We start from the raw sequence: 16,862 nt of genomic DNA, 5'->3' as shown, positions 1-16,862 counted from the left end.
GCCGGGTGACCCGGGGGTGACAATTCGGTGGTGGCGAAACGCAGGACCCGCCGGGCGGGCGACGACGAGTCCGTTCGGCCGTGTCCGTGCGGGTCCGGATCGGGTTACCGGGAGTGCTGCGGCGCCCTGCACCAGGGGCGGACGGTCGCGGCGACGACCGAGGCGCTGATGCGCTCGCGGTTCAGCGCGTACGCCGTCGGCGACCCCGGCTATCTCCTCCGGACCTGGCACTCCAGCACCCGCCCGGCCCGGCTGACGCTGGACCCCGCGGACCGGTGGACCCGGCTCGACATCCTCGACACCGACCGGGGCGGGCTGTTCGACACCACCGGCACCGTCGAGTTCCGGGCCCACTACCGGCGGTCGGGGCGCCCCGGGGAGCTGCACGAGCGCAGCCGCTTCGGCCGCGAGGACGGCCAGTGGCGCTACCTCGACGCCGGGTAGCACACCGGGTCGGATCGCTCACCCGCTCACCCGAGATCGCCGGGCTGCCTCCGGTGGGCGGCATCGACCAGTATGTGGACAGCACCCCGTGCTGTGCCAGCCGACGTTGACCAGGGCCTTGACGGCAGCCGCCTGGCGGCATCGGGAGCGCTGACGCGCCGCGACCTCGCCACCGGGGCAGGAAGCGCGTCCCACCCGGGCCGGCGGTGCACCCCACGGGCGGCGGACGTTCGGTAGCCTGCCTCCGCATGACCGCCGTCGTGATCCGCACACCGCGCGGGACTCCCGGCCGTACCGTCGTCGCCCGTCGCGGCGTCGCGCTCGTCGGACTCGTCGGGCTGGTGGTGCCGGCCTCGGGCTGTGCCGGCGGGGAGACGACCGGCACGGCGAGCGCGCCGCCGGCCACGTCGGCGACGGCCACCGCGCCGACGCCGAGCCCGACCCGGGCCGCGACGGACGGCTGCCCGGTCGACGCGGCGACCCTGTTCGCCGCGCTCAAGGCCAACAGGGAGCTGTTCGCCGCCGTCGACGCGGAGATCAGCGGCGTCCGCGATCCGGCCTGCCACCGGGGGTACGCGACCGCGACGACGATCGTGCCGCCGGGCAGGGCCGACCCGGCCTGGGTCGTCTTCGAGTACGACCGGGACGGTGCGACCTGGACGGCGCTCGGCGCCGGCACCGACGCGGTCTGCACGGACCTGGTCCCGTCCGACGTCATTCCCCGGTTGCCGGGCTGCTTCGGCTCCTGATCACCGGCCGCTCGGGGCGGGCGGCGCGGTTTCCGCGACCACTGGCGAATAGATTCGCGTGTATCGACGCGTCCGAACATGATCCGGTAGGCTCCTCGACGGTTATCTGAAATATTCCGGAAGTTGATCGGAACAACCACCGGAAAGCCACCTTTTCCACCGGACTCGGCCCGGCCTTCGCAACGTACTGCGTCGGCTGGCGCAGGAGGTGATGGCCGTGGTCGATGGCCCCACCATCGGCGTACTCACCATGTCTGTCGGTTGCGACTATTTCGGCAGCATTCTCGGCGGAATCGCGCGTACCACCGCAGCCGCGGGCGGCCGGATGATCGCCATTCAGACGCTCGGCGCCGGCACATTCGACTTCGATCCGCCCGAACCTCCGGACTTTCCGCACCTGGTGGCCTGGGATCACGTCTCCGCGTTCGTGGTCATCCTGAACTCGGCGTCGCCGGGATACCTGAACTCGATCCAGCGCGCCGGCAAACCGGTGATCATGATCAGCCACGAGATGGCCGGCGTCTCCTGCCCGGTCGTGCTCCCCGACAACCGCGGCGGAGTACGCGAGGCGGTACTGCACCTGGTCGAACACGGCCATCGGGAGATCGCCTTCGCCGGATACCTGGAACTGCGGGATCTGCGCGAGCGTTACGAGGCCTATCGGGACGCCCTGCTGGAGTGCGGGATAACACCGCGTACCGATCTGCATTTCGACACCGGCGACAACCGGGAGAGCGGCGGCGAACGCGCGGGCCGGGCGATGCTGGCCGCCGGGCTCCCGTCGACGGCGGTGGTGGCCGGAAACGACCTCAACGCGATCGGACTGCTCCGCACCTTCCTGGCCGCCGGCGTGCAGGTGCCGGATGAGCAGGCGGTGGTCGGCTTCGACGACATGGAAGGGGTGGTCTACTTCACCCCGAGCCTCTCCACCGTCCGGCAGAGCTTCGAGGACCTGGGCCGGATCGCCGCGGAGCTCGCGCTGCGTGCCACGCGCGGGGAGGAGGTCGAGGCCCGCACCTTCTCGGTACCCACGTCGTTCCAGGCGCGCGAGTCGTGCGGCTGCCCCGACCCGCTGGCCCCGGTGGCGCTGGCGGCGGAGCCGGACGCCGACCTGTCGACCGCCGACCACCTGGTCGCCCGACTTGTCGCGGCACTGCCGGCCCCGGTCGATCCGCCCCGCCGGACCACCATCACCCGGGCCTGCGCCCTGGTCGCCGACACCCTCGCCGCGGCCGCCGACGGTGCCGCGGGTCCGGACCTGCTCGACCTCCGCCAGGCCCTGGTCGGCCTACAGACGCTGAGCCAGCGGCACCCGGAGGGCGTGGTCCGGATGATGGACTGGGTACGCCGGTACGGGCTGGGTCTGGCCCGGCGTGTCGGACGGCACGACCAGGCCGGCGCCGAACGGGTCCGGGCCGGCACCGAGGAGATCGTGGTCGCGCTGGCGCAGAGCCGGTCCCGGACCCACAAGATCGAGGAGAACGAGTTCCAGACCACCCTCAAGACGCTCTACACGGTCAGCAAGAACCTGCTGCGCAGCCACGAGAAGGACCCCCGGGCACTGGCCTGGATCCAGGACACCAACGCCCGCGGCGGCTGCCTCGGCCTCTGGTCGGGAACCCCGGCCGGCGGCGACACCGCCGAACCGGCGCTGGACCTGGTCACCATGTTCGAACGGGACCGTGGGCCGGTGCCGATGCCGGTCGGGCCGGTGCCGCCCCGGTCGTTCCCGCCGCCCGAACTGGTCGACCTCGCGGACCTGGACGCCGACCAGATGGTCTACGTGGCACCGTTGCGGATCGGCACCAGCGACTGGGGGATGCTCGCCGTCGTCGGTCCGATCGAGGCCGAGGTGGCCAGTGGCCGGGAGATGATGAACCAGTGGGCGGCCCTGCTGACCATCGCCCTCGACCACGACGCGGTGCTGAAGTCCCTGCGCGAGCAGGAGGACCTGCTGCGGCACGCCGCGCTCTACGATCCGCTGACCGGGCTGGCCAACCGGACCCTGTTCCTGGACCGGCTGCAGGCGGCCGTCGCCGCCCAGACGCGCCACCCGGAGCGGCACTACTCGGTGCTGCTGCTCGACCTCGACGGCTTCAAGCTGGTCAACGACAGCCTGGGACATCTGGCCGGTGACCGGCTGCTGGTCCAGGTCGCCGAGCGGATCCGGGCCAGCGCCCGGGAGGCCGACGTCGCGGCCCGGTTCGGCGGGGACGAGTTCGCCGTACTGCTGCGGCACCGGCCCGGCGGCGAGGACCCGGTCGCGGTGGCGGAACGGATCCGGGGCGCGCTGGACGTGCCGTTCCGGCTCGGCGAGGAGGAGTTCGTCGTCTCGGCCAGCATCGGCATCTCCCGCAGCAGCACCGGCTACCAGCACGCCGAGGACGTGATCCGGGACGCCGACACCGCGATGTACTCGGCCAAGTGGCAGCGCAAGGGCTCGCACGCGGTGTTCGACGTCGCCATGCACGAGCGGGTCGTCGGACGGCTGCGTACCGAGGCGGAGCTGCGCCGGGCGCTGGAGACCGGCGGCTTCGAACTGCGCTACCAGCCGATCGTACGGCTGAACGACGGCCGTACCCGCGCCTTCGAGGCCCTGGTGCGCTGGCGGCATCCCGTACGCGGGCTGGTGCTGCCGGCCGAGTTCCTGCCGATCGCCGAGGAGAGCGGGCTGATGCCGTCGATCGGCCGCTGGGCGCTGACCGAGGCGTGCCGCCAGCTCGGGGTCTGGCGGGCGAGCGGCTCCGCTCCGAACGGGCTGCGGATGAGCGTCAACGTCTCCAACCGGCAGTTCTGGCACACCCGGCTCCTGGAGGACATCGAGGAGAGCCTGCGGGCGGCGGGGCTCGACCCGGCGGCGCTGATCATCGAGATCACCGAGGGCGTCATCGTGCACGACGTCCCGGCGGCGCGGACGAAGCTGGCGGCCCTGCACGAGCTGGGCGTACAGCTGCACATCGACGACTTCGGCACCGGCTACTCCTCGTTGCAGGCGCTGCACCACCTGACGATCGACGCGTTCAAGATCGATCGGTCCTTCGTAGCGCCGCTGGCGACCGACGGCAAGAGCCGCGAGCTGGTCCGGTCGATCGTGTCGATGGGGCTCAACCTGGGACTGGAGCTGGTGGCGGAGGGGATCGAGACCGCCGCCCAGCGGGACCAGTTGCGCCGCTACGGCTGTCACCACGGCCAGGGCTATCTCTTCGCCGGCCCGGTCACCGGTGCGGAGGCCGAGGCGATCCTCCGCGACGGCGCGCTGGTCGGCCTCCCCCGACTGGCGGCCCGGGCCGTCCGCTGACCCCGCCTTCCGGGGCCGAGCAACTGCCGCGGCTGTCGACGGATCTGGCCACGGCCGGCGCCGCAGACCGCGCCCGGTCCCCCGCGATTGACGGGCGCCCGTCCGTGCCCGGCACACCGCCGCTAGACATCGACCATTTCCGTTGAATATATTTCGATCGACGCCGCGAAATATTTCAACGTCCATCATCGCCGGCAGGCCACCTGCCCCCACCGAGGAGCCCCCATGCCCCGTCCGCGTTCCCGGCTGAGCGGCCTGTACGCCGCGCTCGCCGCCACCGCCCTGGCCGTCACCGCCGGAGCCGTCGCCGTCACCGCCGCAGCCCCACCGGTCGCCGCCGCGGCCTGCAACGGTTACGTGGCCCTGACCTACGACGACGGCCCCAACACCGGCACCACCAGCGCGTTGCTCAACGCGCTGCGGTCGGCCGGTGCCCGGGCCACCTTCTTCAACATCGGCCAGCGGGCCCAGCAGAACCCGGCACTGGTCCGCGCCCAGCAGCAGGCCGGGATGTGGATCGGCAACCACAGCTGGACGCACCCGCACATGACCCAGCTCAGCACCGCGCAGATGACCTCGGAGATCAGCCAGACCCAGCAGGCCATCCAGCAGGCCACCGGGTCCGCGCCGAGGCTCTTCCGACCGCCGTACGGCGAGACCAACGCCACGCTGCGCTCGGTGCAGGCCCAGTTCGGCCTGACCGAGGTGCTCTGGAGCGTGGACTCCCAGGACTGGAACGGCGCCTCCACGGCCCAGATCGTCCAGGCCGCCAACAACCTCACCGACGGCGGCGTCATCCTGATGCACGACGGCTACCAGACAACCATCAACGCCGTACCGCAGATCGTCGCAAACCTGGCCAACCGCAACCTCTGCCCCGGGATGATCTCCCCGGCCACCGGCCGGGCCGTCGCGCCTGACGGCACCAACCCGCCGACCAACCCGCCCACGAACCCGCCGACCAACCCGCCCACGAACCCGCCGACGCAGGGACCGGGCGGCTGCACCGCCGCCGTGTCGCTGAACTCCTGGAACGGCGGCTTCGTGGCCACGGTACGGGTCACCGCCGGCTCGTCCGGCACCAACGGCTGGTCGGTAGGGGTGAACCTGCCGTCCGGCGCGAGTGTCACCAACGCCTGGAACGCGAATCGCAGTGGCAGCAGCGGCGCGGTCACGTTCACCAACGTGAGCTTCAACGGCCGGATAGCCGCCGGACAGTCGACCGAGTTCGGCTTCCAGGGCAGCGGCAGCGGGACCGGCATGTCACCGACCTGCACCGCGAGCTGAGTGGCGCACCTTCGCCGTCCGGTGCGGAGGATGAGGCGTCCTCCGCACCGGACGCCCGCCGCCGGCGGGCTTGTCCGACCTGGATCTGGCGTCGGGCGACCGGCGGAACCCCTGGCCCGGCCGGACGCCCGACACCGACCGTCGGGCTCACGGACCCGCCGCCCCGGCGAGTGGTCCGCAGATGCCGTCAGTACGACGGGCTCCGGTCTCGCGACACGTTCCCGTCTCCCCCGTTGAACGACGGCACCTCCCCGTGCCCGCGCGCCCCGGCATAATGCCTCCGGTCATGCCTGCTCGCGCGTTCGCAGCGATGATACGCACACGGCAGGTGATCCCGTCAACATTTGTGGACAGAGCTGTGGCATGCTGTAAACCACTGGAACCAGTCCCGGAGGAGGCCAGATGGCTGAAGAAGCGGACGAGTTCCGCAGCTCGGGGACCCTGGCCGCCCGGCTGGACCGGCTCTTCGACCGGATCCGCAAGCCCGACGGCAGCGCGTACAGCCTGCGCGAGGTGGCGGACGCGATCACCGCGCAGGGCGAGTCGATCTCGCACACCTACATCGGACAGCTACGCACCGGCAAGAAGCGCGACCCGAACCTCAGTCACCTCCGGGCGCTGGCGAAGTTCTTCGGCGTACCGGTGGAGTACTTCACCAGCGACCGGCTGGCCGCCGACGTCGACCGGGAACTCGACCTCGCCGCCGCGTTGCAGCAGGTACGCGCCCGCACCGTCGCGCTACGCAACTCCGTCATCCCGGAGGCACAGTCCGCCATCGATGCCCTCACCGAGTTGCTCGGAGTGATCCGCGTCCTTGAACAGGGCAAGCCGGACGCGGATGATGGCGCGTGAATGCGGATCGCGGTCTGGCGACAGCACGCCGCGCAGAGGGACGGTGGGCCCATGACGCTACGGCAGGTACGCCGGCGCTGTGAGCGGATCGCACGCGGCATCCGGGTACCGGACCCGTTCGACCTCGACACGTTCATCAGCGACTTCGGCGCCGACCGGGGACGTCCGGTCCACCTGATCGCGTTCGACCTGCCGCCCGGGGCGCCGTGCGGGCTCTGCGTCTCGACCGACGCCGCCGACTACCTGGTGGTGACCTCCGCCGCGACCGGGGTGCAGCGGGTGCACATCGCCCTGCACGAGCTGGCACACCTGCTGCTGGAGCACCGGCTGCACCTGGTCGACGAGGTGCAGGGCAGCCGACAACTGTTCCGGCATCTCGACCCGGGGGTGGTGCGGGCGATGTTCGCCCGGACCAACTACAGCAGCCAGGAGGAGCAGGAGGCCGAGACCCTCGCCTCGCTGCTCGGGCAGCGCGCCGGGCTGTGGCGCCCGCCGGCCCCGCGTACCCCGAGCGACCCGGTGGTCGAGCGGCTCGGCCAGTCGCTGGAGCACTAGGGTGTTGCCGGATGGACGGTAAGAGCGGCATCTTCCTGTTCTGCGCGGCGGCCGCGTGGATCGCGGTCGGCTACAAGGTGGCGGCACTCGCCCGCAACCCCCGCAACCTGAACCTGTGGGTGCTGACCCTCTGCATCGCCCTGCCGGCGGCCGGGTTCACCATGGCCGTCCCGGCCGTCTACACGGCGGTGAACCGCTTCTTCGGGGTACCGAACCTCGCCTCGCTGCTGGTCTACGGCTGCATCGTCGGATACAGCGTCACCGCGCTGGTCATGCTGATGCTCTGGCACATGCCGGCGGCCGAGGCGCTGCCCCGGGCCCGGGTGCTGGCGGTCTTCTACGGCCTGGTGCTGGTCGCCATGGCGGTGCTCTTCGCGAACAGCGGCGCCACCGTCGAGGCGCCGAGCGACTTCGACGACGTCTACGGCCCCCGCCCGGTCGGCGGTACGTTCCTGCTGGTCTACGTCTCCGCGTTCGCCTTCGGGCTCGGCGTCGCCGCCTGGCGCAGCCTCCAGTTCGCCGGCCGGGTCGCCCGGAGCGACGGGCGCCCGTGGCTGCGCCGGGGCCTGCGACTGGTCGCGGCCGGCTCGATCGTCGCGCTCGGCTACTGCCTCGGCAAGGGCGGGTACGTCGTCGCCGCCTGGTTCGGCACGACCCTGCCGGCCCTGAGCGACCTCGGTACGCTCTGCGCCTGCGTCGGGGCACTCGTGATCACGATCGGCTTCACCATCCCGTCCTGGGGACCGAATCTCTCCGCCGCGGCGGAGAGGCTGGGGCGGGCCCGCACCTACCTCCGGCTCTACCCGCTGTGGCACGCCATGTACCAGGTGATGCCGGAGATCGCCCTGGACCCGCCCGCGTCCCGCCGGGCCGACCTGCGGATGCTGCGCGACCTCGACTTCGCGCTCTACCGACGGGTCATCGAGATCCGCGACGGCCGGCTCGCGCTCGCGGCGTATCTGGCACCGCCCGACGGGACTCGTCCACCGGACGGTCGCGGCCCCGACGCTCCCGGCGGCAGGACGGCCGCCGCGACCCGGGAGGCGATCCGGATCCGGGACGCGCTCGCCCGGCTGCGGGCGGCGAGCCCGGAACGACTGGCGGCGGATCCGTTCGCCCCGGCTGCCCGGGGAACCCGTGCCGCGCCGCCGGCACAGCCCGACGACGGCGACCTCGCCGCCGACCTGGAGTTCCTCGGCCAGGTCTCGTCGGCGCTGCGCCGGCTGCCGGCGACGACCGCAGCCAGCTCGCCCGGTGCGCCGGTGCGGAGCTGACCGCACAGATGCTGCACCGGCCCGGCCGTTTCGACCGGCTACGCCAGATTCGCGAACTCGACCCCGCGCGAGACTGCCACCGGATCTACCGGACCACCGCGCTCTGGGAGTTCCCGTTCGACGTCCGGATGGGGCTGCTGCTGGCGTTCTGGCGCACCTTCGCCGTGCCGTCGATCGCCGAACTGCTGGCCGCGACCGGCGAGACCACGTCCCGGACCGAACGGCGCGCCGACGACACCGGCATCCTGATGTACACGCTGATCGAGCACGGCCTCGACCACCCGCTGGGCCGGGCCGCCACCCGACGGCTCAACCAACTGCACCGCCGGTACGCCATCGACAACGACGACTACCTGTACGTGCTCGGCACCTTCGTCTTCGTCGGCTCCCGGTGGATCGACCGGTACGGCTGGCGCCCGCTGTGCTGCCACGAGCGCACCGCGATCTACCACTTCTACGCCGAACTCGGCCGGCGGCTGCGCATCACCGGTATCCCGCCGGACCTGGACAGCTACGCCGACTGGTACGACACCTTCGAGGCGGAACGGTTCGCCGCCACCCCGGCCGCCCGGCAGCTCATCACCGCGACCAAGGGACTGCTCGCCGACCTGCCGAGGCCGCTGGTACCGGTCGGCGAGCGGGTCGCCGACGCGCTGCTCGACCCACCGCTGCGGGCGGCGGTCTCGGTCGCACCGCCGCCGTGGTGGGCCCGGGCCCTGCTGACCGGCGGGCTCGCCGGTCGGGCCGGGTACCTGCGGCACGGGGCGGCACCGCGCCGCCGGCAGTATCTCGACGGCGGGCTGCGGGCCAAGACCTACCCGGACGGGTACGACATCGCCACGGTCGGTCCGGCGGAGGAACACCGGGCGGACGGAGCCTGAGCGCGGCTACCGCCCCCCTCGCCGGTCCGCACACATATTCATCCCTCCTCGCCCATAGGCGGACCGGGTGGGCCCGTTGGCACAATGGCCCGACCTACGGCCGGGACGGGGCGAGAGATCGATGATGACTGGCGACGAACGGATTGTGCCGGACGAGAGGACCGTACCGCTGCTGAACTGCGTTTCCGCGGACGAGACGCTCGCGTTCTGGCGGGCGCTGGGCTTCGAGGTCACCTGGGAGCAGCGGAAGCCGTACCTCTACCTGGCGTTGCGGTGGAGCGGGTTCGAGCTGCACTACGGCGCCGCACCGGCCGGGCTCGACCCGGCGCTGGAGAACACCGGCGGCTGCCTGGTGATGGTCGGGGCGGTCGCGCCGTACCACGCGGCCTTCGTGGCGGCGATGCGGAAGACGTACGGGAAGGTGCTCGGCAGGGGTCTGCCGCGGATCACCCGCTACCGGCCCGGTGCCTCCCGGTTCAGCATCGTCGACCCGTCCGGCAACTCGATCGTCTTCATTCGCCGCGACGAGCCGCAGGAGCTGGAGTACGGCGGCTCGAAGCGGCTGACCGGACTGGCCAAGGTACTGGACAACGCGCGGATCCTGCGCGAGTTCAAGACCGACGACCTGGCCGCGTTCCGGGCACTCAACTCCGGGCTGCGCCGGCACGGCGAGACGGCGTCCGGTCTCGACCGGGCCCTGGCGCTCGCCGCGCTGATCGAACTGTCGATCGCGCTGGACGAGCCAGACCGGGTGCCCGAGTGGGGTTCCCGGCTGCGGGAGATCTCACTGACCGGGCCCGAACGGGAGCAGGTGGAACGGGCCGTCGCCGATCCGGCGGTACTCACCGGATGGCTGCCGGAGGTCGCCTCGCCCGAGGGGCACGGCACCGGCGCGGGGTAACCGGCCGGCCGCCGGTCTCCGCGGGTCGGTTGGCGCACGCCCGGTGCTACCGAGGTAGCGGTCCGGCCCGGGGTGTCAGCCCGGGCCGGGTGACGTCCGCTCCCCGGGCCGGGCGGCCCGGGCCGCTCGGCCGGCTCGGGCCGCCCGGAGGCGCGCGACGACGCGTGCCGCGACCGGCTGCCCGAGCAGGATGCCGAGGAAGACCAGGACGAGCCCGCAGACCTGTTGCGGTGCGAGGGTCTCGTCGGCGACCACGGTGCCGAGTAGTACCCCGGTCACCGGGTTGAGCAGCCCGATCAGGCCGACGGTGCCGGCGCTCAGGTGTCGCAGTCCGGTGAACCAGGCGGCGAAGGCGAGTGCGGTGGCCACCACCGTGACGTAGCCGAAGCCGGCCAGCGCCGGGCGTCCAGCGTGGGCGGGCGTCCCTCCACCGCGACGGCGACCGGGAGCAGTAGCAGCGCCTCGGCGACCACAGACCCTGGAACGCGTTCCCGGACGGAGGCGCGGGAGGGCGACTCGTAGCCGACCCGACCGGGGGCGCGCCGAGTAACCGTGCCCGCGGCCTTGAGCCGACCTTGCAATTGAGATATGTCTCTATAGATATGTCTCACTCGTAAGGGGATCTGCGATGAGCAACGTTCGACGGATCACCACCGCGTCCGCGCTGGCCGTGGCGTGCGTGGTGGCACTCGTACCCATCAGCCACGCACCACCGGCGAGCGCCCAGGACGGCGCTGAGTGGTCTATGGGGGGCCACGACATCCGCAACACCCGGTCGAACCCGGACGAGCAACTACTCTCCCCCTCGACGGTCGGCGACCTTGAGGTCGCCTGGACCGTCACCACCGACGGCGATGTCTCGGCCACTCCCGCCGTGGTCGACGGCGCCGCCTACTTCCCGGACTGGGGCGGCACCTTCTGGAAGGTCGACGCCGCGACCGGGGAGGTGATCTGGTCTCGCTCGGTCGCCGAGCTGGCCGGAATCGCCGACACCTTCGCCCGGACCGCTCCGGTGGTGGCCGGCGACACCGTCTACCTCGGCACCCAGGCCGGTGCCCGGCTGCTGGCGATCGACACCGAGACCGGCGACCTGCGCTGGAACACCGGGATGGACACCCATCCGGACGCCATCCTCACCTCGTCGCCGGCCATCCACGACGGCGTGCTCTACCAGGGCGTCTCCTCGCTGGAGTTCCTCAACGCCGGCGACCCGGCGTACGACTGCTGCACCTTCCGGGGCAGCCTGGTGGCGGTCGACGCGGCCACCGGAGTGGTCCAGTGGAAGAGCCACACCCTGCCGGACCAGGGTGCGGGCGGCGACATCTTCAGCGGTGCGTCGGTCTGGGGCAGCACCCCGACCATCGACCCGGCGAGCGGCACCGTCTACGTCGGCACCGGGCAGAACTACTCGATCCCGGGGACGGCGCGGGAATGCCAGGAGAACGGCGGTACCCCCCAGGAGTGCCTGCCGCCGTGGAACGCCAAGGACTCGATCGTCGCGATGGACATGGCCACGGGTGAGATCAAGTGGTCGACCGGCCCGCCCCGGTTCGACGAGTGGAACCTCGCCTGCATTCCTGGCTTCCCGCCGAACAACTGCCCGAACCCGGGCCCGGACCACGACACCAGTGACGGCACCCACCTGTTCACCATCCCCGGCCCGGACGGGCAGCCCCGGAAGGCGGTCGGTGCCGGCCAGAAGAGCGGCGAGTTCTGGATGCTCGACGCGCTGACCGGGGAGATCATCTGGAGCGCGTCGGTGGGGCCGGGCTCGGTGCTCGGCGGCATCGAGTGGGGCACCGCCAACGACGGCGAGCGGATCTTCTTCGCGGAGACGAACAACGACCGGGAGCCGTACCAACTGCCCGACGGCCAGACCATCGACTACAGCTCGTTCGGCGCGCTGGACGTGGCGACCGGGGAGATCGTCTGGCAGGTACCGGAACCGCACGGCGGCCTGGCGGTCGGCCCGGCGACGACCGCGAACGGCGTGGTCTACTACGGCTCGCTGAACGGCTACATGTACGCCCTCGACGCCGAGGACGGCGAGGTCCTGTGGGAGTACCAGGGCGCAGGGGCGTCGAACGCCGGTCCGGCCATCGTCGACGGCAAGCTGTACTGGGGCAACGGCTACGAGCGGCTCGGCCCCGCCAGCACCACCTTCTACTCCTTCGGCCTGCCGGCCGCCGCCACCGGTACGAGTCCGTGATCGGTCGCGACCGCTGACCCGCGGCCCGGACCCGCTCCGCACAGCAGGACGCACGGGGCGGGTCCGGGTGGGCGGTCCTCCCCCTCGCTGTCCCCCTCGACGGTCCCGCTGTCTGCTCCTCCCCCTCGCTCTCGCTGTCCGGGCCGGGTCAGCCTGCCGCGGCCGGAGTCACCAGGACGGTTCCGTGGTACCGGCGGTGAGCGGCAACGCCGGCCAGGCCGCGAGGTCGTGCAGCATCTGGCGGTCGTGGGTGGCGACGACGACGGCTGCCGCGGTCTCCCGCAGGGCGATGGTCAGCTCGTCTACCAGGAGCGCCGACAGGTGGTTGGTGGGTTCGTCGAGGATCAACAGGTCGGGTCGCTCGGCGAGCCGCAGCGCGAGGTTCAGCCGGCGTTGCTGGCCCTGAGACATCCGCCCGACGGGCGTGCGGAGGGCTTCCCGGTCGAGCAGGTTGGTCGCGGTCAGCGACAGATGGCCCTTCTCACCGAGGTGTCCCCGGGACTGGAGTTGGCCGACGTGCTGGTCGTACAGCTGGTGGGCGAGCGCGGTCGGCGGCCAGGCCGGCACCTCCTGCCCGAGGTACGCCACCCGGGCCCCCGCGAGGTGGCGGACCCGGCCGGTCGACGGTTCGAGAGCCTTGGCCAGTACCGCGAGCAAGGTCGACTTGCCCGCCCCGTTGGGGCCGGTCACCAGTAGCCGGTCCCCGCCGTCGAGGGTGAGCGTGACGCTCTGCTGCAGCCGTCCGGCCACGGTGACGTCGTGACAGCGCAGCAGGGGTGAGCCGGCACGGGTGGCGAGGTCGGGCCAGCGCAGCCGCAGCGGTGGCTCGGGCACGGTGATCTGGTGCGCGTCCAGGTCCTCCTGCCGGCGCCGGAGCGCTTGGACGACACCAGGGGCGCGGGACTGGCGCTGGTGTTTGCCATGACCCTTCTCCGGGCGCCAGCCGGTGCTGAGCCGCTGCCGCGCCTCGTTCACCGCGTCGGCCAGTCGCTGGTGCTCGGCCTGCTGGGCCTCGTAGTCCCGCTCCCAGCGTTCGCGCTCGCGCCGGCGCCCCTCCTGCCAGCCGGCGTAGCCGCCGACGAAGAGGAGCGGTCGCCCGTCCTGGCCGGGGTCGAGATCCAGGAACTCCACGGCCACGTCCCGAAGCAGGGCACGGTCGTGCGTCACGACCACGACCCCGCCCGGATACTGGCGAAGCCGTGCGGTGAGAAACGCCAGGCTGTCGGCGTCGAGGTGGTTGGTCGGCTCGTCCAGCATCAGCAGGTCGTAACGAGCCCCCAACAGGCAGGCCAGGCGTACCCGGTAGCGCTGCCCGACCGACAGCGTCGACAGCGGGCGCTCCCGGTCGGTGCACGCGTCCAGCCCGGCCAACGCCACGTCAACGCGACGCTCCGCATCCCAGGCGTCCAGCCGGGTGGCCGCGTCGAGTGCAGCGGCGTACGCCGAATCGGCGCCCGCCCTCCCCTCGGCCAACGCCCCCGCCGCATCGTCGAGCGCCCGCAGGGCTTGCTGGGACTCCCGCATCGCCCCCAGGACGAGGCTGCCCACCGTCTCCCCGCCGCGCGCCTCCAGCGACTGCCGGGCGACGCCGATCGTGCCGGTCCGTTCCACCGTGCCCTGGTCGGGCGCGATCATGCCGGCCAGTACGTGCAGCAACGTCGTCTTTCCTCGGCCGTTCTCGCCGACGACGGCGAGGCGGGAACGGGCGGAGACGGTCACGCGCACCTCGGAGAGCACGGCCCGTCCGCCCCGCACCACCCGTACGCCGTCGGCTCGGACGTGAGCCCGGTCACCGGCCGGCAGCCGGCCGCCCCAGGCGAAATCGGACAGGGTGGTCGATTCCGGGGATGAGTTCAGGTCAAGATTGTTCACTGTCTGCTCTTCGGCTCGTCGTGGAGCCGGGCAGCACGAAGACGCCGCCCGGCAGGAACGCCAGGACGGCGGAACAGAGCTAGCTCAAAGTCGCGTCGACCCTGCCGCCGTCAGCGGCAGGACCAGGGCTTCATCGCGGCGATGCCGGAATGCATGCCGCCAACCATAGCCGACCGGGCGCGACCGCAGCCACGCCTCTTCAGCCCCGGCGGGCTCATCGAGATGCCGCTCACTGCCATGGGCCGGACCTGCCGCCGACCGTGACCGCCACCCCGCAGCCGGAGTAGTCACACCACGTGACCGACCTCGGTGTCGGTGGACGTTCGGAACTGCCGAAATCAGTGCGTTCGATCTTGGGACGGTCGAGGGATGATTAGCCGCATGAGGCGCTTCCCTGACAGGTTCCTGTTCGGTGTCGCCACCTCCGGTCACCAGACCGAGGGGGGCAACATCAGCAGCGACACCTGGTTCCTGGAGAACGTTCAGCCGACGGTCTTCGCCGAACGCTCCGGCCGTGCCTGCGACAGCTGGACACTGTGGCGGGAGGACCTCGATCTGGTTGAGGCCATGCGACTGGGCGCCTTCCGGTTCTCCGTGGAGTGGGCCAGGGTCGAGCCGCGGGAAGGCAGCTTCTCCAGCGAGGCGTTAGATCACTATGCGGCGATTGTCGACAGCTGCTCGCAGCGCGGTCTGGCTCCGGTCGTGACCGTCAACCACATGACCTGTCCCCATTGGTTCGCCAAGCGTGGTGGCTGGCTGGATGCCGCCGCACCCGAGCTGTTCGCCCGATACTGCGCCAAGGTGATGGACCACCTCGGTGACCGGGTCACCGCAGTCGTCACGCTCAACGAACCCAACCTGCCGCAGCTACTGTCCTGGGCGGAGCTGCCGGCATCCGTCCGGGAGTTGGAGCGGGCCATGCTGGAGGCGGCAAGCGCCGCCGCGGGCGTGCCCCGCTACCGCGTCAGCAACATCATGCTGCCGGAAGAACTTGACGCCATGCGGGATGGCATGACGGCGGGCCACCTCGTCGGCCGGGCAGCGCTCAAGGCTAAGCGGCCCGACCTGCCCGTGGGCCTGTCCATCGCGATCGTGGACGACCGCGTGGCCGGCGACGACGCGACGCTGCGGGACCGCAAGCGCACCGAGGTGTACGACCACTGGCTGAGGCTGGCACGCGAGGACGACTTCATCGGCATTCAGAACTACGAGAGCGCGGTCTACGACGCCGATGGGCTGTTGCCGCCGCCACAGGGGGCTACCCTCAACCAGTTGGGCTCGGCGATCGACGCGGAGTCGCTCGGAGGCGCCGTGCGGTACGCACACGAGATCAGCGGCGTGCCGGTCTTCGTGACCGAACACGGTATCGGCATCGACGACGACGGCCTTCGGGCGGCTTTCATCGAATCGTCGCTGGCCGGCCTGCTCGACGCGATCGACGACGGCGTACCGGTGCTCGGCTACTGTCACTGGACCCTGCTGGACAACTTCGAGTGGGCCGCTGGCTACGACGCCTTCCGCTTCGGGCTACACATGGTGGACAGGAAGACGTTCTCTCGTACCCCGAAACCGAGCACGAGCGGGTACGCCGCCATCGCGGCCAGCCGGAGCCTGAACTGAGTCGGCTGCCGCCCGCGAGCATGGATCAGCTTGCCGTCGGGCATCGGAGTCCTCGCCTCGGCGGTCTCCGGGACGCCGAAGACCTCGGATACGAAGGTGATGAGGGCGGCGGCGTCCACGATCACGAACGGGTTGAGCACGGCGCCGGCGGCGGGAACCGACTGCTGGGGGAGCAGGACTTCACTGTTCATGCTGAGAAGGCTCGCAGCAGTTCCGGCAGCTTTGACCGCTGGGGGCAACCCGGCATCCGGATCTGCCGCAGAGCACGCGCGGCGGCCGGCTGGGCACGGATCACAGAGTGCGGCGGTGTACGGCTGGCGCGCGCGCCGTCCGGTCACTGCCGATGACCGCGCACTCGGTCTTGCCGGGTAGCCTGGATTCCATGGCTACCGTGATGCGGAGGACGTCGTCCACCGCAGTCGTCGCCGTTGTTGTCGCTGTCGTGTTCGCTGCCCTCACCTCGTGTTCGGCGGATTCTTCGGATGGGTCCGGCTCCGAGTCATCGGCGTCCGACGGCACGCCGGCTCCCACCCAGGCGGCCACACCATCGCCTTCACCGACCGGGCCGTGCGCTGACGGGACGTGCCAGATCGAGGTCGCTGTGGGCGATGTCGTGGCCGTGCCGGAAAGGTACGGCCTCGGGCCGATCGAGGTTACGGCGATCGCCGCCGACGCGGTCGAGATGGTCGCGCCGCTGACCGGGTCGGGCTACAGCGTTTCGGGCTGTTCCGGTGGCGGCGGCGTGTCGTCGCAGGGCCGCGGCGGTGTCGGGATGAGCTGCGAGGTGGGAACCGTCGCGACCATTAACGACGTCATGAGTTTGGAGATCGTCAAGATCGGCGATACTGTCGCCGTCCTGCGTATCGAACCCGCCGAGTGACGTCATCAAGTGCGCGGATTTGCCGCAGTTCGCGCATCAT

The 16,862-nt window shown here is 71.4% G+C and carries 14 protein-coding genes; 12 read left to right on the top strand and 2 right to left on the bottom strand.

Annotation, left to right across the window (positions count from 1 at the left end; translation table 11 throughout):
• The first annotated feature begins 30 nt into the window (after nucleotides 1-30).
• The 9 genes from R6Y94_RS20405 (at nucleotide 31) to R6Y94_RS20365 (ending at nucleotide 10,241) form a co-directional block, all read left to right on the top strand.
• Nucleotides 31-444, top strand: coding sequence for a YchJ family protein (locus tag R6Y94_RS20405; protein ID WP_318397461.1), 414 nt, complete (start codon nucleotides 31-33; stop codon nucleotides 442-444).
• Between the two features lie 248 nt (nucleotides 445-692).
• Nucleotides 693-1,193 carry a hypothetical protein gene (locus R6Y94_RS20400; RefSeq protein ID WP_318397460.1) on the top strand — a complete coding sequence of 167 codons (501 nt, stop codon included), beginning with the start codon at nucleotides 693-695 and terminating at the stop codon, nucleotides 1,191-1,193.
• A 211-nt stretch (nucleotides 1,194-1,404) separates the two neighbouring features.
• A complete protein-coding gene (locus R6Y94_RS20395) occupies nucleotides 1,405-4,491 on the top strand; it encodes an EAL domain-containing protein (protein WP_318397459.1) in 3,087 nt (1,028 codons plus the stop codon).
• 225 nt (nucleotides 4,492-4,716) lie between these two features.
• Nucleotides 4,717-5,778, top strand: a complete 1,062-nt coding sequence (locus tag R6Y94_RS20390; RefSeq protein ID WP_318397458.1) for a polysaccharide deacetylase family protein — start codon at nucleotides 4,717-4,719, stop codon at nucleotides 5,776-5,778.
• A gap of 402 nt (nucleotides 5,779-6,180) precedes the next feature.
• Nucleotides 6,181-6,630, top strand: coding sequence for a helix-turn-helix transcriptional regulator (locus R6Y94_RS20385; RefSeq protein ID WP_318397457.1), 450 nt, complete (start codon nucleotides 6,181-6,183; stop codon nucleotides 6,628-6,630).
• A gap of 51 nt (nucleotides 6,631-6,681) precedes the next feature.
• Entirely contained in the window at nucleotides 6,682-7,185 is a 504-nt protein-coding gene (locus R6Y94_RS20380; RefSeq protein ID WP_318397456.1) for a hypothetical protein, read from the top strand.
• An 11-nt stretch (nucleotides 7,186-7,196) separates the two neighbouring features.
• A complete protein-coding gene (locus R6Y94_RS20375; protein ID WP_318397455.1) occupies nucleotides 7,197-8,459 on the top strand; it encodes an MAB_1171c family putative transporter in 1,263 nt (420 codons plus the stop codon).
• Nucleotides 8,460-8,467: 8 nt separating this feature from the next.
• The gene (locus R6Y94_RS20370; protein ID WP_318397454.1) at nucleotides 8,468-9,340 is read left to right on the top strand and encodes an oxygenase MpaB family protein; all 873 of its coding nucleotides are present in this window, start codon (nucleotides 8,468-8,470) and stop codon (nucleotides 9,338-9,340) included.
• 121 nt (nucleotides 9,341-9,461) lie between these two features.
• The gene (locus R6Y94_RS20365; protein WP_318397453.1) at nucleotides 9,462-10,241 is read left to right on the top strand and encodes a glyoxalase; all 780 of its coding nucleotides are present in this window, start codon (nucleotides 9,462-9,464) and stop codon (nucleotides 10,239-10,241) included.
• Nucleotides 10,242-10,316: 75 nt separating this feature from the next.
• Here the strand turns inward: R6Y94_RS20365 and R6Y94_RS20360 are convergent, their stop codons facing one another.
• On the bottom strand, nucleotides 10,317-10,610 hold the full coding sequence (locus R6Y94_RS20360; RefSeq protein WP_318397452.1) for a DMT family transporter: 294 nt from the start codon (nucleotides 10,608-10,610) through the stop codon (nucleotides 10,317-10,319).
• A gap of 259 nt (nucleotides 10,611-10,869) precedes the next feature.
• On the opposite strand from R6Y94_RS20360, the gene R6Y94_RS20355 reads away from it, so the two are divergent.
• Entirely contained in the window at nucleotides 10,870-12,450 is a 1,581-nt protein-coding gene (locus tag R6Y94_RS20355) for a PQQ-binding-like beta-propeller repeat protein (RefSeq protein ID WP_318397451.1), read from the top strand.
• Between the two features lie 168 nt (nucleotides 12,451-12,618).
• On the opposite strand, the gene R6Y94_RS20350 is transcribed toward R6Y94_RS20355, so the two are convergent.
• On the bottom strand, nucleotides 12,619-14,322 hold the full coding sequence (locus R6Y94_RS20350) for an ABC-F family ATP-binding cassette domain-containing protein (protein ID WP_318397450.1): 1,704 nt from the start codon (nucleotides 14,320-14,322) through the stop codon (nucleotides 12,619-12,621).
• Between the two features lie 381 nt (nucleotides 14,323-14,703).
• On the opposite strand from R6Y94_RS20350, the gene R6Y94_RS20345 reads away from it, so the two are divergent.
• A complete protein-coding gene (locus R6Y94_RS20345) occupies nucleotides 14,704-15,942 on the top strand; it encodes a glycoside hydrolase family 1 protein (RefSeq protein WP_318397449.1) in 1,239 nt (412 codons plus the stop codon).
• Between the two features lie 601 nt (nucleotides 15,943-16,543).
• Nucleotides 16,544-16,822, top strand: coding sequence for a hypothetical protein (locus tag R6Y94_RS20340; protein WP_318397448.1), 279 nt, complete (start codon nucleotides 16,544-16,546; stop codon nucleotides 16,820-16,822).
• Nucleotides 16,823-16,862: the final 40 nt, after the last annotated feature.

This window comes from Plantactinospora sp. KLBMP9567, from assembly GCF_033446045.1.
Classification (GTDB): Bacteria; Actinomycetota; Actinomycetes; order Mycobacteriales; family Micromonosporaceae; genus Plantactinospora.
This window is presented reverse-complemented; position numbering and strand designations above follow the sequence as displayed.